Raw genomic sequence first — 23,551 nt, 5'->3', positions numbered from 1 at the left:
TTCAGCGGTCAATGGGAAGGGATTCCATTGACCAAAAAAGGGAAAAATCCATTCAGCGGTCAATGGGAAGAGGTTCCATTGCCCAAAAAAGATAAAAAATCCGTTCTCCGGTCAATGTAAAGGTGTTCCATTGCCCAAAAAAGAGAAGAAATCTGTTCTACGGTCAATGGGAAGGTGTTCCATTGCCCGAAAAGGGGAAAAAATCCGTTCTCTGGTCAATGGGAAGAGGTTCCATTGCCCAAAAAGGAGAAAAATCTATTCAGCGGTCAATGGGAAGGGGTTCCATTGCCCGAAAAGGAGGAAAAATCCGTTCTACGGTCAATGGGAAGAGGTTCCATTGACCGAAAAGGACCCAAAATCCGTTCTACGGTCAATGGGAAGGGGTTCCATTGCCCGAAAAGGAAAAAAAATCTGTTCATCGGTCAATGGGAAGAGGTTCCATTGCCCGAAAAGGAGAAAAAATCCGTTCTCCGGTCAATGGGAAGGGGCTCCATTGCCCGAAAAGGGGAAAAAATCTCTTCTACGGTCAATGAAGGAGTGTTTCGTCGTTTCCAATTTAAATAATTTAACCTTTAATTTCCTCAAGGGCAGCATCATCTGAAACATTCTTCTGAAGAAAATCAGAACAATATATTTACTGAAATTCAGCACTCTGAACAAAAACATCCTGAGTATTTACGATAAAACCCTAATTAACCCGATATTTCGAGTCACTAAAGGTTTATTTTTTTTAAAACTGTGGTAAAGTTAGGGGGAAATTTACTAATGTGGGAGAGCGATTAGTATGCAGGGGTGGAAGCGTAATTTATGGGTTTTATGGATAGGAGTCTTTTTCACTTCAGCCAGCTTTTCGATGGTTATCCCATTTTTACCGATTTTTTTACCGCAAATAGGTGTTACCGATAATGTGGAAATGTGGTCTGGACTGTTATTCAGTGCGGCCTTTTTTGCAGGCGCCGTTGCTTCGCCATTTTGGGGCAGTGTAGCCGATAAATATGGACGAAAACCGATGATTATCCGCGCAGGTATCTGCCTTACGATCATTTATACTCTGACTGCCTTTGTCACCAATCCTTATCAGTTATTGGCACTTCGAATTTCTCAAGGTCTTTTAACAGGCTTCATACCAGGAGCGATTGCGTTAATCGGGACAAATACGCCAAGCCAGCGTGTGGGATATGCTTTGTCGATGATTTCTACCGCATCCGCTTCAGGAGGTATTGCCGGACCGCTCCTTGGCGGCGGGATTGCCCATTTGGTTGGCAACCGCTGGGCGTTTGGGAGCGCAGGAATCATTGTCTTGATTTCCACTATCCTCGTCATTCTTTGGGTAACTGAAGAGAACTTTACTCCAAGTAAAAAACGCGGCTCAGTGAAAAATGATATAAAAGAGGCATGGGCAAATCGTCAGTTGATGCTGGTTCTTCTATTAACTGTTGTTACAGCTGGATCCATCATGACTATTGAGCCGGTTCTGCCGCTTTATATTGTGAAATTGGGTGGTTCAGCTGAAAATGCTTCGTTATTAGCCGGAGTTGTTTTCTCACTACCTGGAATTGCTAGTGCATTATTTGCCCCTGTTTGGGGGAAGTGGGCCGATAAAGTAGGATTTCAGCGGGTGCTTGTCATCGGTTTGCTCGGCGGCGGACTGGGGACATTGGCGCAAATCTTATTTAGTGAAATTATCGGATTTTCCATTATCCGCTTTGTATATGGTGTGTTTTTCTGTGCGGTCTTTCCAGCCTTGAATGGTTTAGTGGTAAAATCAACAGCTGAAGATTTCCGAGGCAGGGCATTTGGGTTAAACCAAACCGCCAACCAAATAGGCGGAATGATTGGTCCAATCCTTGGCGGTTTTATTGGCGGGATATTTCCGGTTCAAAGTGTATTTGCCGTGACCGGTCTTTTACTGTTAACCGCTATGGGAGTCGCGTATTGGCGCGGGAAAGGCTTAACTAATTTTGCTAAGACTAGAAGCAATGCTTGATCTTTTTAATTAGTAAAAAATCTAAATTGTAAATTGTTTACTTATCCCCCTATTTCTTCATATAATAAGAATTAGAAAAAACAGGGGGGGAGTACATATGTATCCTAAACACAAAAGAAGAAACACTATGGCATTTACCTTTTTATCGTATTTTACACTGTTTGCAGGGGTCTTATTATTTGCGATTGGCTTATATAACGCCGAATTGGAATTAAATGAGAAGGGTTATTATATCGCTGTTATGCTGTTAATTATTGTAGGGTCAATCCTGACACAAAAGGTCGTTAGAGACAATGCGGAGGACGACGAAATTATTGCAGAGCAGCAGCGTAAAATAGAAAGAAATGAACAGGCATAGTTGTTTTTTAGACTAATATTACAATAGAAACGCTTGGATCACCATGGGTCCAAGCGTTATTTTATTTTCTGCGTCATTACCTGTATAAATATCCCAAGATTTGCAAAACTTAAGCCATATCAAATCTAGACCTTGATAGGAGATATAGGTAATGAAAATTGCAGATATTTTAGTCACGATTGAATTTGTTTTTATCGCATGTCTACTGTTGGTATTAGTGTTATTTATTATTTACTTATTAATATTTGATCGACAGCAAAAGAAACATTCGATTTTACGGAATTATCCCGCATTGGGGCGGATTCGCTATTTTTTCGAAAAAATAGGTCCGGAAATGCGGCAATATTGGTTTAATAGCGATACGGAAGGAAAGCCTTTTTCAAGAGACGACTATGAGCATATCGTAAAAAGTGCTAAATATAAACGTGACGTAGTCGGATTCGGTTCCAGGCGTGATTTTGAGGAAGAGGGCTTTTTTGTTCGAAATGATATGTTTCCAAAACTAAACGAAGAAATCAAAATGGATCAGGAAACAATGGTGAATACAAAAAAATATATTTTACTTAAAGACCCGCTGTTTACAGATCGAAAGGAAAAGTGGGAGGATGACAATGCGCTTGCCAACTTGCTGCATGATGATGACGCAGTGGTGATCGGTCCGACAACGAAATACCCTTTCGTTGTCAAAAGTTTAATCGGTATGTCAGCAATGAGTTATGGGGCATTGGGGAAGAACGCCATTACTGCGTTATCCAAAGGACTGGCCATGTCAAAGGGAACGTGGATGAATACTGGTGAAGGCGGCTTGTCTCCGTATCATTTGGAGGGTGGCGTGGACATCATTATGCAGATTGGTCCAGGGTTATTCGGCATTCGTGATAAAGATGGCGGTGTGGATTGGGATGAATTGAAGCGAAAAAGCGAGATTCCACAAGTAAAGGCATTCGAACTAAAACTAGCGCAAGGTGCAAAAACACGCGGAGGCCATATTGATGCGGAAAAGGTTAACCCCGAAATTGCCGCCATCCGAAAAGTGGAGCCCTATAAATCTGTAGACAGTCCCAATCGTTTTAAACAACTTGACGATGTTACTTCCATGTGCAATTTTATTGAAAAAATTAGGGAACATACCGGCAAGCCGGTTGGCATGAAGATTGTCATCGGCAGCCCCGATAGTGCAGAAGAACTAGCTAAATATATGAAGGAATCAGGTAAAGGCCCGGATTTTATCACCGTTGATGGCGGTGAAGGAGGAACAGGCGCATCCTATCAAGAGTTAATTGATAGTGTCGGTCTCCCAATTAAATCGGCTCTGCCAATTTTAGATCTAACGCTGAAAAAATACGGTGTACGTGATCGGGTGAAAATTATTGCATCGGGTAAGCTGTTTACTCCTGACCGGATTGCGATTGCTTTGGCGATGGGAGCTGATTTAGTCAATGTTGCCCGCGGATTTATGATTACTGTTGGTTGTATCCAAACATTAAAGTGTCATTCCAATGCTTGCCCAGTCGGTGTTGCCACAACAGACCCCGACCTGCAGAAGGCGCTTGTGATTGATGAGAAGAAATACCGTGTTGTCAATTATCTTGTTACCCTTAGACAAGGTCTATTTCGAATAGCAGCGGCAGCCGGATTGGATTCGCCGGTCCATTTTCAGCCTAAACATATTTGTTATAAGGATGAAAAGGGCGTTGTTGTATCACTGGAACATATCCTTAAAGATATGGAACAGCAGATTGGTTGATGTTTTCATTAGGGGGCACGCTCACGCCCCCTGACCCACTCCCCATTCCTCTCAAAATTTCAAGCTAAAGGCATCTGTAAATCCTGAAAGAAACGAACAGCTTCAATAAAACACATGGGAACTCGTAAATGAATTCCCATGTGTTTTACTTTTTACGATTAATGAGTTCTCCAATGCGTTCTAGTGCCGGTTGATTGGTTTGATAAATTAATCAAAGATTTTTGTAACAGCACGAACGGAGTATCTTACTATTGGTCCAATCAATTCAAGACATAATTCAATGACATCCAAGATAAAGTAATCTTTATGGACTCGTTTCTTTTTTGTCTTCATAAATGATCCCCCAGTAATTTTTTTATACGAATCGGTTGCAGTAAGGTTTCAAAGGATTGATAATATTTGTAAAAGGGGAAAAACAGAGGAGATATGAAATGAATATTTTACTGAAACAAGTTTTCGCTGGTCTGCCAAAAACGGTTGGCGACAAAGATGCGCCACATTTAATGGACCGAGAATGGACTAGTGCGATTTTTAAAGAGCCGGTTTTTGGACCTGTTTGGGTCGGCAAAACTGGTTTGACTGGTGATGGTCAGGCAGATACCGAGCATCATGGCGGGCCGGAAAAAGCCGTGTTTGCGTACTCTGTTGAGAATTATACATATTGGAAAAAAGAGCTGGGTCTGAGTGATATCGCTGCCGGCGGGATGGGCGAGAATTTTGTGATGGAGCATGTGATGGAGGACGAGATATCAATCGGCGATACCTTTCAAATCGGTGAAGCTGTTGTGCAAGTATCGCAGCCGCGGCAGCCATGCTGGAAACCGGCTCGCCGTTTCAGGGAGAAAACATTAGCATTGCAGCTGCAAAATACGGGCAGAACCGGCTGGTATTATCGTGTGCTGCAGGAAGGATCCGTTGAAGAAGGTCAGACATTTTCCTTACTCGAACGGCCGTATCCACAATGGACGATTCAAAAGTGTAATGAAATCATCCATGCGAAAAATCTGAATCTAGAGTTGATGAAGGAACTAGCTTCATGCAAACTGCTCGCGCTAAAATTACGGGCCACTCTGGAAACACGGATTGAAAATGGAGGGGGAGCGGATATTCGGAAACGTGTATTTGGGCCGGCTGTATTTTGAGGAAGATTGATTGAAAAGAGAACGCGGTTTACTCCGAAAGATTTAGGGGTTTTTCAATTCGCCGATATGAAGGGTAAAATCGCTGATAATTATCTTAAATTCTCCTATAAAATGAATTATTCACCGACAACCTATTCAGATTCGCTAATATTTCCAACAAAGGAGTAATATGGCATGATTATTAGAGAAATTAATGTTTCAGATGCAGAAAATCTGGTAAATCTAATTCTCCAGGTAGAAAAAGAATCCGAATATATGCTGATGGAGCCCAGTGAAAGACAATTGACTATAGAACAGCAAGTACAAAGGATCGCATCGTTTCAAAAAAGTAATAACTCTACCATTTTTGTTGCTGAAAAAGATCACCGACTGGTAGGCTACATGTTTGCGATTGGCGGCATGGCAAAAAGAACTGCTCATTCTGCCTATCTAGTGATTGGTATTTTAAAAGATTTCAGAGGGCGTGGGACTGGGACGAAGCTGTTTCAACAACTTGAAGAGTGGGCGCTTGTAAATAACATTCATCGTTTGGAGCTGACAGTGGTTACCGGAAATGGAGCCGGTATAGCGCTGTATGAAAAAATGGGCTTTAAGATAGAGGGGAGAAAGCAGCATTCCTTATTGATTAATGGTGAGTTTGTCGATGAGTATTATATGGCGAAGCTGATTCAGAGGGTATAGAAAAAAGTAAAAAGAAAGGAAAATAGACATGGGGTATCTTTTTAATACTATATTAATAGTTTTCTTTGGAGTTTTGATCTTAAACAAACTGAATAGAATAGAGCAGCAATTAATAGGGAGCAAAACAATAACGCTGGAAAAAAATCAGAACGAGTTTGACGATTCACTGCTTCGTGATGAGGTAAGACAGCTCTTACTAGAAGGCAAAAAAATTAAAGCTGTTAAAAGAGTGAGAGAAAGAACAGGTCTTTCCTTATTGGAAGCTAAACAATATGTTGATCGTTTTGAGTTATAATATTTGATAAATCTCTAAATAGTAAGATAGTTTAGTAAATAAAAAAGAAGCAGGTGAAAGTATCATGACAACAACAGAAGAATTGCTTACCACTCTCAAAAGAATCCTCCCTCAGGATCAAGTATCGGTTAACCAAACCATATTAGAACAGCACAGCAGAGATGAATCCTATCATACTCCAAGCTTGCCGGATATTGTTGTGTTTCCGAAGACGACTGAAGAAGTATCCAAAATCATGAAGTTAGCGAGTCAATTCAAGGTGCCGGTTATTCCCTTTGGAAGGGGAACAAGCTTGGAAGGTCATGTTATTCCATATAACAAAGGCATTACGATTGATTTTTCTTTAATGAATAAAGTGTTAGAGATTCGCGAGCATGATTTTCTTGTGAGGGTTCAGCCGGGAGTTACTCGGACACAGTTAAATAAGGAATTAAAAAGATATGGATTGTTTTTTTCTGTTGATCCTGGGGCAGATGCTACCTTAGGCGGCATGGCGGCAACTAATGCCAGCGGTACCACTTCTGTCAAATACGGTGTAATGCGTGATCAAGTTCGGGATTTAGAGGTTGTGCTAGCAGATGGAACGGTGATACATACGGGTAATATGGCAGCAAAATCATCCTCAGGCCTTCATTTAAACGGTCTTTTTGTAGGTTCTGAAGGTACGCTAGGCTGCTTTACTGAACTAACATTACGTGTTTATGGCATTCCCGAGTATATACTGGCTGCCAGAGCGTCTTTTCCAACAGTTCATGATGCCGTTTCGGCGGTAGTTGGCATTTTATCTGCGGGGATTCCGATTGCCAGGGTGGAGCTTGTAGACGAATCGTCGATGAAACAGGTCAATTTGTTCAGCGATACAGATTATCAGGAGAAGCCGACGTTATTCTTAGAATTTCATGGAAATGAAGCTGGCCTTAAGCAAGATGTTGAATTTATGAAGGAAATTGTGGCAGATTGCCAATGTGAAGGTATTGTGTTTGAAACGGATCAGGCCGCGCTTAATCGGTTATGGGAAGCGCGCCATAATTTAGCTTATGCCTATATTCACGGCTATCCGGGTAAAAAAATGATGATCACCGATGTATGTCTGCCAATTTCTGAGTTAGCCGGGGCGATTGAACATGCGAGGAAGGAACTTAATAAGCATGGTCTGACAGGAGGAATTGTCGGGCATGTTGGCGATGGGAATTTTCATACAATATTAATGATTGATATGAACAATTTAGAGGAAATTTCAAAAGCGGATGAATTCAATGAATCGATTGTCTTATATGCGCTTGAGCGCGGTGGTACATGCACAGGCGAGCACGGTGTCGGTGTTGGGAAACAGAAATATCAAGAGAAAGAACACGGTAAAGCGCTCCAAGTGATGGAAAAGATTAAACTGGCGCTCGATCCAGAAAATCTTTTGAATCCGAATAAAATTATGAAACTCTAATTAAGAATTAAGGCGGCTTTTTAAAAGTGCGCCTTTATTTGTTATTATGTAGCAAAGGAACTTGAAGGAGTTGAGGGAAATGTCCCAATCGTTTGAACAGGCAACGTTTGCCGGGGGATGTTTTTGGTGTATGGTATCCCCGTTTGATGAACAGCCAGGGATTGTTGAAATCATTTCAGGCTACACAGGCGGTCACACTGTGGCTCCGACTTATGAGGAGGTTTGCTCCAATACAACTGGGCACTATGAGGCAGTCCAGATCAAATTTGACCCAGCGATTTTCCCTTATGAAAAATTGCTGCAGATGTTTTGGCAGCAAATCGACCCAACCGATGCGGGCGGCCAATTTAGCGACCGCGGCTCCTCGTATCGGACGGCAATTTTTTATCATAATGAGAGACAAAGGGTTCTGGCGGAGGCTTCAAAGGCGGAACTAGCTGGGAGCGGCCGCTTTGAAAACCCGATTGTAACGGAAATCCTCCCGGTGGCTACTTTTTACCCGGCGGAGGAAAAGCATCAGCATTATTATAAAAAAATTCCTTTCCACTATAATCACTATTTTGAAGCATCCGGCAGGGCAAAATTCATCCGTGAAAATTGGAAAAAAAGAAAAACTGACGAAGAACTGCGTCAGGTATTAACCCCGTTGCAATATGAAGTAACAAGGAACAATGCCACCGAACCGCCATTCGAAAATGAGTACTGTGATCATAACGAAGAAGGAATCTACGTGGACATTATTTCCGGAGAGCCGCTATTTAGCTCGACGGATAAATACGATGCAGGCTGCGGCTGGCCAAGTTTTACAAAACCGCTCAGGCGGATTGAGCTTGAGGAAAAATTTGATGCCTCACATGGTCTGCGGCGAATTGAGGTGCGGGCAAAAACCTCCGATTCCCATCTTGGGCATGTATTCGATGACGGTCCTGGCCCCGACCGCGCCCGCTACTGTATCAATTCGGCTGCCCTTCGGTTCGTGCCTAAGGAAAAGTTGGAAGAAGAGGGCTATGGGGTGTTTAGGAAATTGTTTAAGGGGAATTGACGGTCCTTTTAAAAGGTCCATAGTGCGCGAACTCAGGAGCAATTTCTGATTTGCGCACTATAGAGGGTTTAACACGCCAAACGCGCACTATAGAAGGTTTATAGAGCGGGAACTCAAGGGAAAACACGTCAAACGCGCACTATAGAGGGTTCATAGGGTGCCGTGCAATTCCTCTGGGATTCGGGAATTAAGAACGGGGCATTATCGGATTTTGATGGTAATCGATGGGGGTATGGAATGCGGCGGGCGGCAGTATGAAAATTCGAAGCATCTTTATATAGATTGCTATGGCTTTCCATAGAGGATGCCGTAAAACAAGTTTTTCAATATGTGGACAACAGTCTAGGTCAGGATAGTGCGAGCGTTTTAGCTGGGATTACCACAGCCCCCAATAGTCCGTTTATCCCAGCAATCAACCAAAGGGGTGAAGAAAATGGTTCAATTTATAAATGGTCAAATAGAAAGAAATGAATACTCCACGATTCCCTATACATGGATTTGCGGGGAGCAGCCGAACAATAGCATTTGCATTATGCTGCCGGGGCTGGGTTACACAACTCAGCGTCCACTTTTTCATTACTCAACCAACGTCTGTGTTAATAATAGGCTCGATATTCTTCATATTAACTATCAATATAGTCAAAATGAATTTTTCAAAAAGCTTTCAGGACCCGAACAAGACCAGTGGATGTATGAAGATGTGACGACAGCTGTCCGTGAGGTTTTAAAGGAAAACGAATATGAGAAGTGTTTTCTGCTAAGCAAGTCACTTGGATCAATTCCGGCGGCTAAAGAATGGAAACACAGAAACTTGGAAAATACTTCGTCCGGGATTTGGTTAACACCGCTTTTAAAAGATGACAATGTGTTTCAGGCAATATTGAATTCGGACCTGCCATCCCTAGTAGTGATTGGTGATAAAGACCCGCACTATATTGAGGACCGGGTAGACAAGTTAAAACAAAACCAGCTTGTTACTATAGTGGTAATCCCGAATGCCGACCATAGTTTAGAGATAAAAGGCGATATCACTGCCACAATAGATGCTATAAAGGAAGGAAATTTGAAAATTCAGGAATTTATCCAGCGATGAATTTTATCGCAATAACTTCAGCCAAAATCTACAATTAACTTAAAAAGATAAAAAATGTTAAAATAGGTTCAAAGTAATAAAGTTAGTAAGGAACAGAGGGGACAACGATGAAATACGAAACGATTATATTTGATATTGATGAAACATTGTTTGATTTTGGCAAGGCGGAAGAAAATGCACTGCGTAAGGTCTTTCAAGAGTTCGGCATACCTTCTGGGGCGAAGCTGTATCGGGAAAGCTATGAAAAATGTAATAAACCATTATGGAGAGAACTGGAGCAGGGATTTATTACATTGGAAGAATTAAAAGTTGAACGATTTAGACGTCTCTTTTTTCACGAAGGGCTTGACATTGATGCTTCTGAGTTTTCTCGTGTGTTCTTAGAATACCTAGGTCAAGGAACCTATCTTATCCCGGGAGCGGTTGAATTGATCAGCAGCCTTGAAGACTATCAACTGGCCGTGATTACAAATGGTTTTGGAGATGTACAGAAAGCTAGAATTGCAGGATCGCCTCTTGCTCAAGCCTTTGAGCAGATTATTGTTTCAGAAGAGGCTGGTATCCAAAAGCCAGAAAAGGGTATTTTCGAGTACGCTTTTTCAAAGCTGGGGATTTCTAACAAAGACAAGGTGCTAATGGTAGGGGACTCTCTTACTTCAGATATCCAAGGCGGTGTGAATGTCGGAATCGATACATGCTGGTTCAATCCACATCAGAAGGAAAACACAAATGGCGTTAATCCAACTTATGAAATCCGTGATTTGCTGGAGCTGGTAAAAATTGTTGAAAGCTCTGAGCCAGTCTTAATAATTTGAAGCGAAAAAAAGAAAGCCCGTTTGTCGCGGGCTCTCTAACTTTCTAAACCGATAAAATCCATTCAGCAATGTCATCAATAACTTGTTGATCCACATGCTGAGGAACCTTATATTCTTTTTTCGCTTTTAGGATTTCCCCATAAACAGAAGGCATAAACAAATGGTTCAAGTTTGGATAAAGTTTAAATGTAACATTCGGCTTATTCTCTAATAACTTTTTGTACCCTTCAAAGTCTTTTTCGATTGATGATTGGAAGTCTTTCTCACCTTGGATAATGAAAACTGGTTTTTCCAATTCTTGTAGATAATCAGCTGCTGGGTGTTCGCCCATTTCTTTCAAGTAGTACGCTCTGACGCTCTTCCCCAACACCTTAGTTGATTTTGCTTCCTCATCACTTAAGTTATAGATGTTGTCAAACTTGGATGAAAGGGAGGCTATTTGTTTCCTGGCAATCAATTGCAAAAATTTATTCAATGAGTTTAGTACTTCGTCGTTCTGACTCATCATGATTTCTTCTAATTTACGCGGAGAACCTGCCATAATAATGATCCCGGCAAACTTTCCACCCTCTGCGTCAATACGAGGAGCTAACATTCCCCCCATACTATGACCAATAATAAAGATTTTGTTTGAATCAATACGAGAATCCTGGCGTAAGAAGTCAGCAGCAAGGATAGCATCCTCGATCGTTTCCTCTTTAACTGATAATCCCGTATCGTTTTTCATTTCTTTACCGTATATGAATGTTCGCTTATCATAACGCAGCGCGGCAATCCCTTTTCCCGCTAAACCATCCGCAATGTCTTTAAAAGGGCGATTATCTCCGATTTTTTCATCCATATCACTTGGGCCGGAGCCGTGGACCAATACAACCGCAGGAACCAAACCATTCCTTTCATTAGGGATGGTCAATATTCCGTTTAGTGGAAACTTTGTTTCGTCGCCGATCACAATTTTTTCAACAGCCATTGAATTTTCCTCCTTGATTGAAAGCCAATCATTTATATTATTTAGTTATCTTATCCCAGCAGCATTGGAAGCCCGAATGCTAGGAGAAGTACGACGATAATGAATACCCATGATAGGGGATGGGCCCAGTTATTGGTCCAGCCGATCCCAAAGCGTTTTTCCAAAAAGATTGCCGGGTCTTTCGGATTGAAATAGAACATTCCCAGCTTCCAGTAGTGGTCGTCATCACGGTCAATAACCTTACCGTTTTCACCGGCGACCTTTCGAGATACGCGGCTGCCGCCTTGGCCGGTCGTGATCGATAATATAATTGATCCTGCACAAACTGCAACCACATAAACAAGTGGAATATATAGCTGCAGCTGATGGTTAATTGGATAAATCATTGAGAGCTGAGGTACTACAAACACGGCAATTAAGCCAGTGCCCATTAAAATTGTGAAAAGCGACCATCTTCTTCTAAAAATTATATTTTGTCTCAATGACTCTTCCGGATTAGCCGCAGACACCTGCTGTTTGGCTTTTGAAATGATGATATTGATAAAAAGAAACAGAAGTGTCAGATAGATTTGCATAATCGGCATCAGCAGAACTGACCGGTAAGATTTAGCTGCCCAATTGGTCACTTCCCCGCTGAAATTATATTGCATCGGAAACCGATCAGGAATTTGTTGATAGTTTACAAGAGTAAAGGCAATCGTTGCAATCGAAATTAAAAATGGAATTACAAACCAATAATTGGAGTAAGTTAGTTTTTTACTGCGGAACTGTGTATTAACCGTGATGACCTGCGGCTTTTTCGTCCACTCAGGGTATTGTTTTTTTAAGTCCTTCATTTGCTTGTGAAAAATAAGATACACAATGAAACTGCCAATAACGTAGATAGCAATTAAGATAGAATACAAGATTGCGATAAAGTCATCGTCCCGTCCTCCGACAGAAAGCGCTAGTATGGCAGTAATGATTATCGCCAGCACACCGGTAATCAAGGCATATGTTTTACGCATGTTTTTAAGATCAGGGCGCTGATAGGCTTCTTCAGGAATGGAAACCCCAAAGCTTTCCGTTTTCCTCGTCCAATATGGGATAAATATAAGGGGGATATACATTGGGATCATCAAAATAATTAAAAATAGTAACATCTTTGAATTCACTCCTTTGGTTGAAATTCCGTATAAATTTGACTGCATAGTTTTTGAAAATCTTCATCAGACACATCGCGGCAAACTGCCTCCGCAATCAATGGCCGAAGTTTAGCTGTTAAATCCGTCCAGTAAATGTCATCCGCTTTTGCAACCCCGTCCGGATTAATCACAACCCCCTTTTGGCGATGGATGAGAATAAATCCCTCTTGCTTTAACTGCTGGTAGGCTTTATTGACAGTATGGAGGTTAATTCCGAGATCAGAAGCAAGCGAGCGTACTGATGGAAGTGCTTCCCCCGGACTAAATTCTTTTTTAGCAATCCCTGCGATAATTTGATGTTTTAATTGTGTATAAATCGGCTCCTCGGATTCGAGGTCAAGTGTAAGGAACACATGAACCGCCCTCCTTTGTGTTAGCTGTTATATTTATAGTATAACAGTTATAACATGGAGTCAATACGATTTTGGGGGATTTTGTAAAAAATGGTTAGCATCCGTTGTCTACGTGCCTGAACTGCTTGAAATTTGATGAGGTAGGTAACGTAGAAGGAGTCTACGTGCCCGAACGGTCAAAAAAATGATAAGTTGGGTAACGTAGAGGGTGTCTTTGTGCCCGAACAGTCAAAAAAATGATGTTTTGGGTAACGTAGAACTCATCAGCATGCCCAAACTGTCAATAAATTCTCTAGCACGTTAACGCAAAAAAACACTCTCCATGTCCAATCAAAAATTTGGAAAACACCATGTAAAAAGGTAAAATAAAAGACAATCTTTTTTCACAAGGATTTCACATTTGTGTTTTATACTCAATTCATAATCGAGAGTGCTCCACAGAGGAGTGAATATCAAAATAGATAAGGGTGGAAAAGATGAAACATAAATCTTTACTGATGCTATTTGTAGTATCTATCATGATCATTGCCGCGGGGTGCGGAACCAGTAAAGAAAAAGACACAAGTAGTCAGAATCAAGAAGTGCCGGCAATGATTGACGTAGCTTTAAAGATTAATCCGGAAAATCCACAGCCTAACCAAGAGGTAACTTTTAGTGCAACGGTGACCCAAGGTAATGAAAAGGTTGATGATGCCGATGAAATGACCTTTGAAATTTGGAAGGACGGACAGGAAAAACATGAAAAAATTCAAGGGAAGCACAAAGGTGATGGCGTCTACTCCATTACAAAAGGCTTTCCAGAAGCAGGCAAATACACTGTCATTTCGCACGTAACTGCACGGGATATGCACAATATGCCGCAGAAGGAATTTACCGTGGGTGATGCAAGTACTGCCAATGCCGAGAACGCTGAACATCATGAAGAAGGCCATGATTCGGATCACCACGATCATCATGATGCAGCAGGCGTATCCATGCATTTCATGGCAGCCAAAGATATAAAAGTGAATGAAAAGACAAACTTAACAGTACATCTGCAAAAAGATAATTCTGCCTTCGATGGAGCCAAAGTAAGATTTGAAGTATGGAAGGGCAACGAGGAAAAACATGCATTTATCGAAACGAAGGAAATGAAGTCTGGAGAATATACAGCAGATACTACTTTTCCAGCCACTGGGGAATACACTGTCCAAGTTCATGTAGAAAAGGGCGAAATTCATACACACGAGGAAAATACGATAACTGTTCACTAAATGTTTACGCCTGATCTCAAACATCAGGCGTATTTTCCATTAATGAAAAGATACTGAGAGGGATCCGATGAAAAAGCTAGGACCAATTTTGCTTATTTTATTTCTTTTATCAGGCTGTCAAACAAAGGAAATTTCAGTCCCACCATCAATGAAGGACACCCTCATCGTTTCTAATTTAAAAAAGCAGGAAATTACCTTTGTTGATTTACAAACAGGCAAATTAACCGCAAGCGCCTTAAATTTTCGTATAACTTCCATGGAAAAAATTAAGCCTAATACGATTATTTTAGCGGGGGAAAACGAAGATTCGCTTTATCGGCTGCAATTAAAAGAGGGGACGCTGACAAAATCAGTGCAGACCGGTAAAGGGGTTAACGAGATGGTATACCTCACAAAAGATCACCTGCTCTTATTTACAAATGGGTTGAAAAATACGGTTGGGTTCTATGATGTAAAAAAGGAAAAAGTCATAGCTGAAGTAAAAATAGGTAAATTTCCGGTCTCGATGGCACTTAATGATAAGAAGAACTTATTATATGTGGTAAATGTAAAAGGGGCGTCGCTCTCTGTCATCGATATAAGCACCAAGAAAGAACTTACTCATTTTCCTATCATAGAGCGGCCGAAGGGGATTTTTTTTGACGGCAAATATGTGTGGGTTGGCGGCCACGGGCCATATGGGTCGCTGAACGAATATATTTATGTGTATGATCCGAAAACGGGAAAAGAGGTGGACCGGGTAAAGGTTGGGGTAATGCCGGTCGATTTTTATGGAGACGTCTCAAGTCGATATGTATATGCGATTTGCCACGGCTCCAGCAGCGTATATAAAATAGATAATAAGAACAGGTCCGTCAGCAAGCAGCTGAAGGTCGGCGCCAATCCGTATGACATTACCGGCGACAAGTACAGGATTTATGTCACAAGCCTGGATGGCGACTCGCTTGCCATTATTGACCGCACGGCTTTTACTAAAAGTAAGCAAATCCGGCTCAAAAACGGACCACATATGATGATTTTAGGTGAAGAAAATGAGTAGATATAATGTTTTGATAGCTGAGAAGGGCTCAAGTCTGAACCTCCATTTCCAACTTTCATTTTACCAATCATAACTAAGATAGAAACGTTCTCGATCCAACATTCACATGTAATAATAGAAATGTGTCGAATTAATGGCTGGGAGAGTAAACCTCTCAGCTATTTGGCTGGTAAGCAAAGGACGTATTGACGAAGCATTAGAAATTATGCAAAAATTATTTGGCAGTGAAGTAGAATTAGAACGAGAAGAAATAAAAAAGACACGTTATAGCAAAATCTTTAAAAAAGGCTATTTTAAGAGAATGATGTTTGTTGGTACGATATGGGCCTGTCAGGTTGTTCCTATGTTTGGTTTATATACATTTGGTCCACAGATTTTGGGTGCATTCGGTTTGGATGCAGGAAAGAAGGCAATTTTAGGGGATGTCGTCATTAGTATGTTTTTCTTAATCGGCTGTATCCCTGCTATGTTTTGGCTGAATTCAATCGGACGCCGGTCTCTGCTGATTGGTAGTTTTGCCATTATGAGTATTTCCTTAGCGGTTTTGTGGATTTTTCCAAACATGGTTGGTACAGCTATTACGGTTCTTGGACTGGTTGTGTCGATCGCGATGGCACCGGAGACAAAAGTTAACGTTAGCTCAATCAAGCTCTGTGGATTTTAAACTATAGGAGCATTCTATATTAACCAAAACGTGTCACGGAGGGACAGTATGTTTATTAAAGGGAATGAAATCAAAACAGTTGCGATTGTCGGAACAGGAGTGATTGGCGCTGGCTGGGCTGCACGCTTGCTTCATCGAGGTATGAATGTAATTGCTGTCAATCCAAGAAAAACGGCTGAGGATGATTTAAGAGAGGTTATTGCCAACGCAGAGGAGGCTCTGCAAAGGGTAATTGCCGTTCCAGTTGAGAAAAAGGGCAAGTTGACATTTACAACTGATTTAAAGGAAGCAGTTGAATGTGCTGATTATATTCAGGAGAATACGCCGGAGGTAGAGTCGAAAAAAATTATTCTGCTGAAAGAAATATCCTCATATGCGAAGCCTAATGCCATCATTGGCTCCAGTACATCTGGATTATTGCCGACAAGGCTTCAGTCAGAAATGGTCAATCCGGAACGCTTTTTAGTGGCTCATCCGTTTAATCCAGTTTACTTATTGCCATTAGTTGAAGTTGTTGGGGGAGAAAAAACTTCTGCTGAAGCGATTGAAACAGCAATAGAATTTTTCAAAATGATGGGGATGAAGCCTTTAAAGGTAAGAGTGGAAATCGAGGGATTCATAGCTGATCGATTACTGGAAGCTCTTTGGCGGGAAAATCTCCATATGGTTAATGACAATGTGGCAACAACGGATGAATTAGATCAGGCTATCATCTATGGCGCAGGTTTAAGATGGGCCTTTATGGGAACGAATTTAACCTATTGGCTGGCTGGCGGTAAAAGAGGCATGCGGCATTTTATGAGCCAATTTGGGCCTGCTTTAAAATTACCTTGGACCAAACTTGAAGCACCCGAACTTACAGAAGAATTGATTGAGAAAATGGTAGAAGGTACAAATGAACAGGCTCAGGGACATAATTTACGAGAATTAGAAAAGCTAAGAGATAATTGTATTGTGTCTATCATGGAAGCTTTAGCCGAATATGAGTGTGCTTCTGGTAAAATCTTAAAGCAGGATCGAGAGCAGCAAATGGCCCGGCTTGCTGAATAATAATAAAAGAGAATCTAATATACTTCAAACTGAAAGTATTTTAGATTCTCTTTTTTAAGATTAGATGTGCACACTATTATGTTTACCGAGTTTGTAAACATCCCATACTTTTTTCCCTAATATTTCACTTGTTTTATAACAATCTATACGTTCAAAATCCGAAGATATGAAAACAATCTTTCCATTGTAAGTTTGTATGCTGGATGTTTTTATTATAGTATGGAATGGATAAGACAGCAGCTAAAACTCTGGCAAGTTCGTGAATGTTTTCACAAACTATTATTCCCCCTGTTGCAAACTGGTTTACTTTCTTGTTTCGATTTTCAAGTTCAATGGTTAATGTAAAAGTCTGTGTTAATTAACTGTGTATACAATTTGCTGTAACTCCAGCAGCATATATAAAATAAATATAAAGAACAGGTCCGTCAGTAAGCAGCTGAAGGTCGGTGCCAATCCGTATGACATTACCGGTGACAAGTACAGGATTTATGTCACAAGCCTGGGAAGCGGCTCGCTTGCCATTATTGACCGCACGGCTTTTAGCTTTTACTAAAAGTATGCAAATCTGGCTCAAAAACGGACCGCATATGATGATTTTAGGTGAAGAAAATGAGTAGATATAAAGTTTTGATAGCTGATGATGAAGAGCAGATGCTGATGCTGGTTAGGTCCTATTTGGAAAAAGAAGGATACCAAACCGTTGCCGCTATAGATGGGGAAGAAGTATTGGCACGGTGGGAACAGGAATCGTTTGATTTGGTGATTTTGGATATCATGATGCCGAAAATGGACGGTTTTACTGTGTGTCAAAAAATTCGCGAGGTCTCAAAAGTCCCGATTATCATGCTGACGGCAAAGAGCGAGGAGCTGGACCGGATTCATGGTTTAAAAATCGGTGCTGATGATTACATTGTGAAGCCGTTTAGCCCTAAAGAATTAGTGGCACGCGTTGAAGCATTGCTGCGGAGGTCTAATGATTTTAAACCAAGGCAGAACGTACTAGAATTAGGGGATCTGGCCATTGACTTGGAAGGATATACTGCTGAGGTCCAAGGAAAGAGACTAAACTTAACGCGGAAAGAATTTAGTCTGCTGGAGTTCTTATTCAATCATAGAGGACAAGTATTCTCAAGGGAGCAGCTGCTGGACCATGTATGGGGACTAGAGAGCACCGGAACATTACGAACCGTCGATACCCATGTTAAGACGCTAAGAATTAAGCTCGGGTCAGCAGGACAATTGATTAAAACGGTGTGGGGAGTGGGGTACAAATTCGAAGATTAAACCTTGGGTTAAAGCAGAAAATTTGGACGACCATTACCATCGTTGCGGTGATAGCAATTTTGTTTGGAACGGGATTAACCTACTATTTATATGAAAAATTTTATGTCGAAAAACAAAAAGAAATCTTAATTCTGCAAGGGGAAGAGCTTCAGAAATTTTATGATAAAGCGGCGAACAAAACGGAGTTTAAGAAACGGGTGCAATGGACAGATGACAGCTCCGATGCCAAGGTGATTTTTACCGAAGACCCAATGCTGTTAAGCGCTGGGATTCCTTATAATGAATTGGCCGAAAACAACTTAATTACGTTTGACGAGAGGCAGCGGCTTCTGGCGGGAAAAAAGGTTATCTTCATCCGGGAGCATCCACGATTTCACCAAGATATCTTGGCGGTTACGATTCCGCTTTTGGAAAAAAAGCAATTAGTGGGGGCGCTGTTTCTTTATATGCCGCTCGCCGATATTAACGAACCATTTAAGTCGATTCGAAACGTGCTCGCGGTGAGCTTAGTTTTGCTCCTTTCGCTAGTAGTCTGGGCGGGGCTTAAAATGACAAACCGTCTGATTAAACCATTAAAAGAGATGGAAACCATTTCGCGAAAAATGTCCCAGGGTGATTTTTCAAAAAGAATTGAAGTCCTTCAAACCGATGAAGTCGGAAACCTCGCTGCCTCCTTTAACACTCTTGCCTCGTCCTTGGAAGAGGTTGATCAGAAGCGGAGGGAGTTTTTGCAAAATGTTTCCCATGAATTACGGACACCGCTTAGCTACATGAAAGGATACACGGAGGCCATTCTCGACGGTGTGGCCGGGGACCGGGAAGCTGCTCGAAGATATGTTTCGATTATTCATAACGAAACGGAAAGGATGCAGCGGCTCGTCCATGATTTGCTGGACCTGGCGCAGTTGGAGGATGATTCGTACCCGATGAAGGATGAGCCGCTGCCGTTTGCCCAGCTGATTTCGGAGGTGGCCGAGCGCTTTGAATTGTCTGCTCGTCAAAAAGAGATTCAATTGGTGCAGAATCTGGATGATGAGATTATTGTCAACGGGGACTCCGACCGGCTTGAGCAGGTAGTCAGCAATCTGCTGGATAATGCGATTCGCTATACGCCTGAGGGGAAACCAATCAGGATTACTTTAACGAAAGAAGGGACCTTCGCCGTGTTGATGATTCAAGATTCAGGACCGGGCATCTCAAAAAAAGACCTGCCAAAAGTCGTGGAACGCTTCTATCGTGTCGACCGGGCCCGTTCACGAAAAGAAGGCGGAACCGGGCTTGGCCTGGCGATCGTTTTTCAGATTATAAAAAAACATAACGGCGAATTAAATATTGAATCGGAAGAAGGCAGCAGTACTACGGTAATCGTGAAGCTGCCTTTATTTGAATAATTCCGTAAAATGGCAGTAAGGTTAAGACTTTACTGCTATTTTTTTGTTAATCTTTTTTATTGGAAACACATTAGTAGTTTTAGTTAAGGGAAATGTCGCCAATAAGCGGGATTGGAAACACATTAGTAGATTTTACAAAGAGAACTGTCGGCAATAGGGTCATTTGGAAACACATTTGTTACTTTTTCAAAAAGAACTGTCGGCAATAGCTTCCATTGGAAACAGATTTCTTGGTGTCAGGCACCAAATAGCAACAATTCAAATTAAAATAAAACCTCCTAAGCGGGTGCATCGTCTAAGAGTTAGGAAGGGGGAACTTAAAAAGGGAAGCTGCCGTTAAGCAGCCTCCCTTTTCTATTCAAAGAACCCCAGCGCATATTTTACTGCTTCATGAACATCCTTTGTTTCATACGCTTCTAAATCCTCAAAGCTAATTTTCATTTTTACATTTTCCAAGTCATAGCCGCTGTCCAAATCAATGTCCAGCAGTACCTCATATCCTTCTTCATTTACACTGGTATTAATAATATTAAAGGTTCGGATGGCGGTACCAGTTTCATACTCAATCGGATCTAAAAACTCTGCCATTATGTATTCCTCCAGCCTCAAGATTCAGTTGTAGCATTTGCTAAACCTATCTCGTCCATTCATGACTTTTTAAAATGATTGGGCAAGCTGAATGACGAGGTAAACGGCGACACCCCAGATAATAAAGGCTGATAGTTTATTGAGGACTTTCAGCAACTTTCCTTCTGAATCGAAGTTGCCAACGATTTTTCCAGCTATGGCCAAACCGAAAAACCAGAGCCAGGAAACGATGATACAGACTGCAGCAAAGGCAGCTTTTTCAGCACCATGGTAATTAAGCGAACTTGTTCCGATTACCCCAATGGTATCAAGAATGGCATGGGGATTTAGCAGTGATACGGACATGGCAAACAAAATCTGTTTTTTCGTCGACATCGCCGCTTCCTTTTGGCTTAAATTGGCGGGTTCACTTATCCAAATCGCCCAGCCCATATAAAGAAGGAATAGTATTCCAATTGAAAAAATCACTATCTGCAAAAACGGAACCGTTAAGACAATGACCGAGACGCCCAATACCGCGGATAAAATGAGCAAAGTATCACAAAGCGAAGCCGTCAGGATCACTGGAATGGCTTTAGTGAATTTAGGCTGCGAGGCTCCCTGATTAAAAACAAAGACATTTTGAGCCCCGAGAGGCAAAATTAACCCGAAGGCTAATACAAAACCATGAAGTATGGCTGCAAACAAATTGGTTCTCCCCCTAAATTTATATCTCTAATAAATGTATTAACCGTTTAGATGATACTTTCAATAATAGATAGATAGAGGAGATACGTCCACTAAAAGCCTCTAGGGAATAAGCCGCATAATGTGAAAACAGCAATCTGCAATATTTTCTATTGTGCTTCTTTATCAGCACGGGCGCTAATTTGAATGAGGCGATTGAAGGTAGGAATAGTTTTTTGGGGTGAACATGGGGCAAGGGACAATGAACATTACGCCCGAAGAAATTGTGTGAAAAGTGAACATAGAACGGCACATTGAACACGAAATCCAGACAAATACCGGAAGAAGTGCACGTGGAGGAGATCCAATGAACACGAATCCAGACAAAAACCGGAAAGAAGTGCACATGGAGAGAATCAATGAACACGAAATCCAGACAAATACCGGAAGAAGTGCACATAGAGGGGTTCAATGAACACGAATCCAGACAAAAACCGGAAAGAAGTGCACATGGAGAGAATCAATGAACACGAAATCCAGACAAAAACCGGAAGAAGTGCACATGGAGGGGTTCAATGAACACGAATCCAGACAAAAGCCGGAAAGAAGTGCACATGGAGAGAATCAATGAACCTGAAATCCAGACAAATATTGGAAGAAGTGCACATGGAAGGGTTCAATGAACACGAATCCAGACAAAAACCGGAAAGAAGTGCACATGGAGAGAATCAATGAACACGAAATCCAGAAAAATCTTCAATCAGCTGTACATTAAAGGTCCAAATTGAGTTGGACCTTCCAAAAATACCACAGCCCTAAAAAGTAAGGACAACACCCCAAAGAAGTGTTGTCCATTACCATTATTGATTCTTGTTTTGTTCTCTAGCCGCTTTCTTCCGGGCTTTCTTACTTAAAGTTGACTCTGAACCAAATTCCGTATCGGCCTTGTTTCCACCAGTATGAGGCTGGTTGCGGTTGTCATTCCGATTAGTCATGGTTTCACCTACTTTATTATGTAATAAATTGCCCCAAAAGGCTGCCATATCAAAGCAGCCATCCTTAGCCTGTGATGTTTTTCAAAAAATATGCCCCTTTTTAAAAAAATCAGTATTTTATGTTTGTAATGTTACAAAACTTTTGTTAAGTTTATATTAAGTAACATAACAGGAGGAATAATAGTGGAATGTGTCAGTCCCATCAAGGAAATCAGCCAGATTAATGCCATCAAGGAAAAATTACAAAAGCAATCACTAAGGGATTATTTATTGTTTGTTTTTGGCATAAACACGGGAATCAGGGTGTACGATTTACTTTCCCTAAAAGTGTCGGATGTTTACGATGGGCAAGACATAAAGGAATTTCTAACTATTTTAGATACAAATAATGAAGCGCCAAAAGTGCATTATTTGAATCACCAAGTAAAAACCGCTTTAGAAAGTTATTTAGCAAGCGGCACATTGGAAGACGGTGATTTTCTTTTTAAATCAAAAAAAAATAACCTGCCAATCACTCGCCAGCAGGCCTATCGGATCATTAATGGGGTCGCGAAAGAGGTAGGAATTACGGAGAAAATCGGCATGCACACGCTTCGGAAAACCTTTGGTTACCATGCTTACCAGAAAGGGATTGCGATTTCGATTCTAATGGATATTTACAACCACCACACACATGCTGAAACATTAAGGTATATCGGAATCGACAAGGATGAAGAACCTTACATTAAGGTGGATGTAAATCTTTAATACGAAAAAACCCCTCTAACGCAAGCGATAGAGGGGGATGATCAATCAATCTGTATCCAAAGGTTCCGTCATTCTTACGTGAACGAGCTCTTTCACTACGTCTTCAACAACAGGTACCTGGAGCGTTTCTTTATCCTTCATAAACTTGAAAACACCATTATTAAAGTCTGTCCCTTGTTCCTTAAAAAAAATGCCTTCGTACATAACATTTTGGTTATGGTCGAAGCTCAGCCGATAATGGTTCCCTTCCTTTAAAAGGTAAGCGCGGACGCCTTTTTCAAAATGTCCCTCCTGGTCTCTTAAAGAACGAGAAACCGAAATTATATGCAAATCCACGAATGGGATTTCGCGTAATAAAGCATTAATAATCGACCCTTTTGTCATTTGCTCCCAGCGGCTTTGGGCTGTTTGGCCGAGAATGATTTGTGTAATATGCTTTTCACGGGCTACTTCAGCAATTACTTCAGCAACAGGCCGCTTTTCATTATCTTTTAATATATATGCCTCAGCACTGTGCTGTTCGGCTAATTGTTTCCATCTCGTAATATAATCCGATTTTTCAGCATCGAGTTCATCAAAAGGGGCTGGATCAATGGTCAAAATGTAAAGCGGACAGTCCAGCATATGGGAAAGCTTACAGCCGCGCTGAATCAGCCGTTCACCATTTGGTCCATAATAAACACAGACGAGGATGCTTTCATCCATACGTCCCTTCACTTTTTTCAATGTATTCACCTCAAAGCTTATTTGCTTAACAATGGTTTTA

The 23,551-nt window shown here is 41.3% G+C and carries 27 protein-coding genes; 19 read left to right on the top strand and 8 right to left on the bottom strand.

Translation table 11 applies throughout. From position 1 onward, the window contains the following. Positions 1 to 234: 234 nt before the first annotated feature. The 4 genes from IE222_RS21810 (at position 235) to IE222_RS21795 (ending at position 4,092) form a co-directional block, all read left to right on the top strand. Positions 235 to 564: a hypothetical protein gene (locus tag IE222_RS21810; RefSeq protein WP_191276488.1), complete on the top strand. Its 330-nt coding sequence runs from the start codon at positions 235 to 237 to the stop codon at positions 562 to 564. Between the two features lie 220 nt (positions 565 to 784). Beyond that, complete coding sequence (locus tag IE222_RS21805; protein WP_191276487.1) at positions 785 to 1,987, top strand: MFS transporter; 1,203 nt, start codon at positions 785 to 787, stop codon at positions 1,985 to 1,987. A gap of 97 nt (positions 1,988 to 2,084) precedes the next feature. After that, a complete protein-coding gene (locus IE222_RS21800; RefSeq protein ID WP_191276486.1) occupies positions 2,085 to 2,345 on the top strand; it encodes a YiaA/YiaB family inner membrane protein in 261 nt (86 codons plus the stop codon). 151 nt (positions 2,346 to 2,496) lie between these two features. Beyond that, positions 2,497 to 4,092, top strand: coding sequence for an FMN-binding glutamate synthase family protein (locus IE222_RS21795; protein WP_191276485.1), 1,596 nt, complete (start codon positions 2,497 to 2,499; stop codon positions 4,090 to 4,092). A 207-nt stretch (positions 4,093 to 4,299) separates the two neighbouring features. Here IE222_RS21795 and IE222_RS26755 read toward each other — a convergent pair whose 3' ends face one another. After that, positions 4,300 to 4,425 carry a hypothetical protein gene (locus tag IE222_RS26755; protein ID WP_275671488.1) on the bottom strand — a complete coding sequence of 42 codons (126 nt, stop codon included), beginning with the start codon at positions 4,423 to 4,425 and terminating at the stop codon, positions 4,300 to 4,302. A 98-nt stretch (positions 4,426 to 4,523) separates the two neighbouring features. Between IE222_RS26755 and IE222_RS21790 the strand changes: the two genes are divergently transcribed. The 7 genes from IE222_RS21790 (at position 4,524) to IE222_RS21755 (ending at position 10,601) form a co-directional block, all read left to right on the top strand. Beyond that, positions 4,524 to 5,234 (top strand): MOSC domain-containing protein, encoded by a 711-nt coding sequence (locus IE222_RS21790; RefSeq protein WP_191276484.1) that lies wholly within the window; start codon positions 4,524 to 4,526, stop codon positions 5,232 to 5,234. A 174-nt stretch (positions 5,235 to 5,408) separates the two neighbouring features. Next, entirely contained in the window at positions 5,409 to 5,915 is a 507-nt protein-coding gene (locus tag IE222_RS21780) for a GNAT family N-acetyltransferase (protein WP_191276482.1), read from the top strand. A 28-nt stretch (positions 5,916 to 5,943) separates the two neighbouring features. Further along, a complete protein-coding gene (locus IE222_RS21775; protein WP_191276481.1) occupies positions 5,944 to 6,210 on the top strand; it encodes a ribosomal protein L7/L12 in 267 nt (88 codons plus the stop codon). Positions 6,211 to 6,274: 64 nt separating this feature from the next. Beyond that, positions 6,275 to 7,651 (top strand): FAD-binding oxidoreductase, encoded by a 1,377-nt coding sequence (locus tag IE222_RS21770; protein WP_370465076.1) that lies wholly within the window; start codon positions 6,275 to 6,277, stop codon positions 7,649 to 7,651. A gap of 79 nt (positions 7,652 to 7,730) precedes the next feature. Continuing rightward, entirely contained in the window at positions 7,731 to 8,693 is a 963-nt protein-coding gene (gene msrA, locus IE222_RS21765) for a peptide-methionine (S)-S-oxide reductase MsrA (protein WP_191276480.1), read from the top strand. Between the two features lie 433 nt (positions 8,694 to 9,126). Further along, positions 9,127 to 9,786: an alpha/beta family hydrolase gene (locus tag IE222_RS21760; RefSeq protein WP_191276479.1), complete on the top strand. Its 660-nt coding sequence runs from the start codon at positions 9,127 to 9,129 to the stop codon at positions 9,784 to 9,786. A 107-nt stretch (positions 9,787 to 9,893) separates the two neighbouring features. Continuing rightward, the gene (locus IE222_RS21755; RefSeq protein ID WP_191276478.1) at positions 9,894 to 10,601 is read left to right on the top strand and encodes a YjjG family noncanonical pyrimidine nucleotidase; all 708 of its coding nucleotides are present in this window, start codon (positions 9,894 to 9,896) and stop codon (positions 10,599 to 10,601) included. A 43-nt stretch (positions 10,602 to 10,644) separates the two neighbouring features. Here the strand turns inward: IE222_RS21755 and IE222_RS21750 are convergent, their stop codons facing one another. From IE222_RS21750 to IE222_RS21740, 3 genes are read right to left on the bottom strand one after another with little or no spacing between them, the layout of a single operon-like run. After that, on the bottom strand, positions 10,645 to 11,571 hold the full coding sequence (locus tag IE222_RS21750; RefSeq protein WP_191276477.1) for an alpha/beta hydrolase family protein: 927 nt from the start codon (positions 11,569 to 11,571) through the stop codon (positions 10,645 to 10,647). Positions 11,572 to 11,621: 50 nt separating this feature from the next. Then, positions 11,622 to 12,713 (bottom strand): DUF1648 domain-containing protein, encoded by a 1,092-nt coding sequence (locus IE222_RS21745; protein WP_191276476.1) that lies wholly within the window; start codon positions 12,711 to 12,713, stop codon positions 11,622 to 11,624. An 8-nt stretch (positions 12,714 to 12,721) separates the two neighbouring features. Next, positions 12,722 to 13,108 (bottom strand): GntR family transcriptional regulator, encoded by a 387-nt coding sequence (locus tag IE222_RS21740; protein WP_191276475.1) that lies wholly within the window; start codon positions 13,106 to 13,108, stop codon positions 12,722 to 12,724. A 476-nt stretch (positions 13,109 to 13,584) separates the two neighbouring features. Here IE222_RS21740 and IE222_RS21735 point away from each other — a divergent pair, with 476 nt between their 5' ends. The 7 genes from IE222_RS21735 to IE222_RS21710 all read left to right on the top strand — a co-directional run bounded on the left by IE222_RS21735 (position 13,585) and on the right by IE222_RS21710 (position 19,789). Continuing rightward, positions 13,585 to 14,361 carry a FixH family protein gene (locus tag IE222_RS21735; protein ID WP_191276474.1) on the top strand — a complete coding sequence of 259 codons (777 nt, stop codon included), beginning with the start codon at positions 13,585 to 13,587 and terminating at the stop codon, positions 14,359 to 14,361. Positions 14,362 to 14,428: 67 nt separating this feature from the next. Then, positions 14,429 to 15,400: a YncE family protein gene (locus IE222_RS21730; RefSeq protein WP_191276473.1), complete on the top strand. Its 972-nt coding sequence runs from the start codon at positions 14,429 to 14,431 to the stop codon at positions 15,398 to 15,400. 133 nt (positions 15,401 to 15,533) lie between these two features. Then, complete coding sequence (locus IE222_RS21725; protein WP_223282847.1) at positions 15,534 to 16,064, top strand: MFS transporter; 531 nt, start codon at positions 15,534 to 15,536, stop codon at positions 16,062 to 16,064. A 30-nt stretch (positions 16,065 to 16,094) separates the two neighbouring features. Continuing rightward, positions 16,095 to 17,114 (top strand): L-carnitine dehydrogenase, encoded by a 1,020-nt coding sequence (locus IE222_RS21720; protein ID WP_275671487.1) that lies wholly within the window; start codon positions 16,095 to 16,097, stop codon positions 17,112 to 17,114. Between the two features lie 458 nt (positions 17,115 to 17,572). Continuing rightward, the gene (locus IE222_RS26520) at positions 17,573 to 17,731 is read left to right on the top strand and encodes a hypothetical protein (RefSeq protein WP_223282846.1); all 159 of its coding nucleotides are present in this window, start codon (positions 17,573 to 17,575) and stop codon (positions 17,729 to 17,731) included. After that, the gene (locus tag IE222_RS21715; RefSeq protein ID WP_191276471.1) at positions 17,724 to 18,398 is read left to right on the top strand and encodes a response regulator transcription factor; all 675 of its coding nucleotides are present in this window, start codon (positions 17,724 to 17,726) and stop codon (positions 18,396 to 18,398) included. Before IE222_RS26520 ends, IE222_RS21715 begins: the two co-directional genes overlap by 8 nt. Next, on the top strand, positions 18,368 to 19,789 hold the full coding sequence (locus tag IE222_RS21710; RefSeq protein ID WP_191276470.1) for a sensor histidine kinase: 1,422 nt from the start codon (positions 18,368 to 18,370) through the stop codon (positions 19,787 to 19,789). Before IE222_RS21715 ends, IE222_RS21710 begins: the two co-directional genes overlap by 31 nt. 354 nt (positions 19,790 to 20,143) lie before the next feature. On the opposite strand, the gene IE222_RS21705 is transcribed toward IE222_RS21710, so the two are convergent. The 3 genes from IE222_RS21705 to IE222_RS21695 all read right to left on the bottom strand — a co-directional run bounded on the left by IE222_RS21705 (position 20,144) and on the right by IE222_RS21695 (position 22,086). Further along, positions 20,144 to 20,377 carry a hypothetical protein gene (locus tag IE222_RS21705; protein ID WP_191276469.1) on the bottom strand — a complete coding sequence of 78 codons (234 nt, stop codon included), beginning with the start codon at positions 20,375 to 20,377 and terminating at the stop codon, positions 20,144 to 20,146. A gap of 69 nt (positions 20,378 to 20,446) precedes the next feature. Then, positions 20,447 to 21,064: a LysE/ArgO family amino acid transporter gene (locus tag IE222_RS21700; RefSeq protein WP_191276468.1), complete on the bottom strand. Its 618-nt coding sequence runs from the start codon at positions 21,062 to 21,064 to the stop codon at positions 20,447 to 20,449. Between the two features lie 839 nt (positions 21,065 to 21,903). Beyond that, a complete protein-coding gene (locus tag IE222_RS21695) occupies positions 21,904 to 22,086 on the bottom strand; it encodes a hypothetical protein (RefSeq protein ID WP_191276467.1) in 183 nt (60 codons plus the stop codon). A gap of 135 nt (positions 22,087 to 22,221) precedes the next feature. Between IE222_RS21695 and IE222_RS21690 the strand changes: the two genes are divergently transcribed. Further along, complete coding sequence (locus IE222_RS21690) at positions 22,222 to 22,785, top strand: tyrosine-type recombinase/integrase (RefSeq protein WP_191276466.1); 564 nt, start codon at positions 22,222 to 22,224, stop codon at positions 22,783 to 22,785. A gap of 45 nt (positions 22,786 to 22,830) precedes the next feature. On the opposite strand, the gene IE222_RS21685 is transcribed toward IE222_RS21690, so the two are convergent. After that, entirely contained in the window at positions 22,831 to 23,511 is a 681-nt protein-coding gene (locus IE222_RS21685; protein ID WP_223282845.1) for a universal stress protein, read from the bottom strand. Between the last annotated feature and the right edge of the window lie 40 nt (positions 23,512 to 23,551).

The sequence above is a fragment of the Neobacillus kokaensis genome (assembly GCF_014656545.1).
Taxonomy (GTDB): domain Bacteria; phylum Bacillota; class Bacilli; order Bacillales; family Cytobacillaceae; genus Neobacillus; species Neobacillus kokaensis.
The sequence above is the reverse complement of the archived record's forward strand: the minus strand, read 5'-3'. Positions and strand labels throughout refer to the sequence as shown.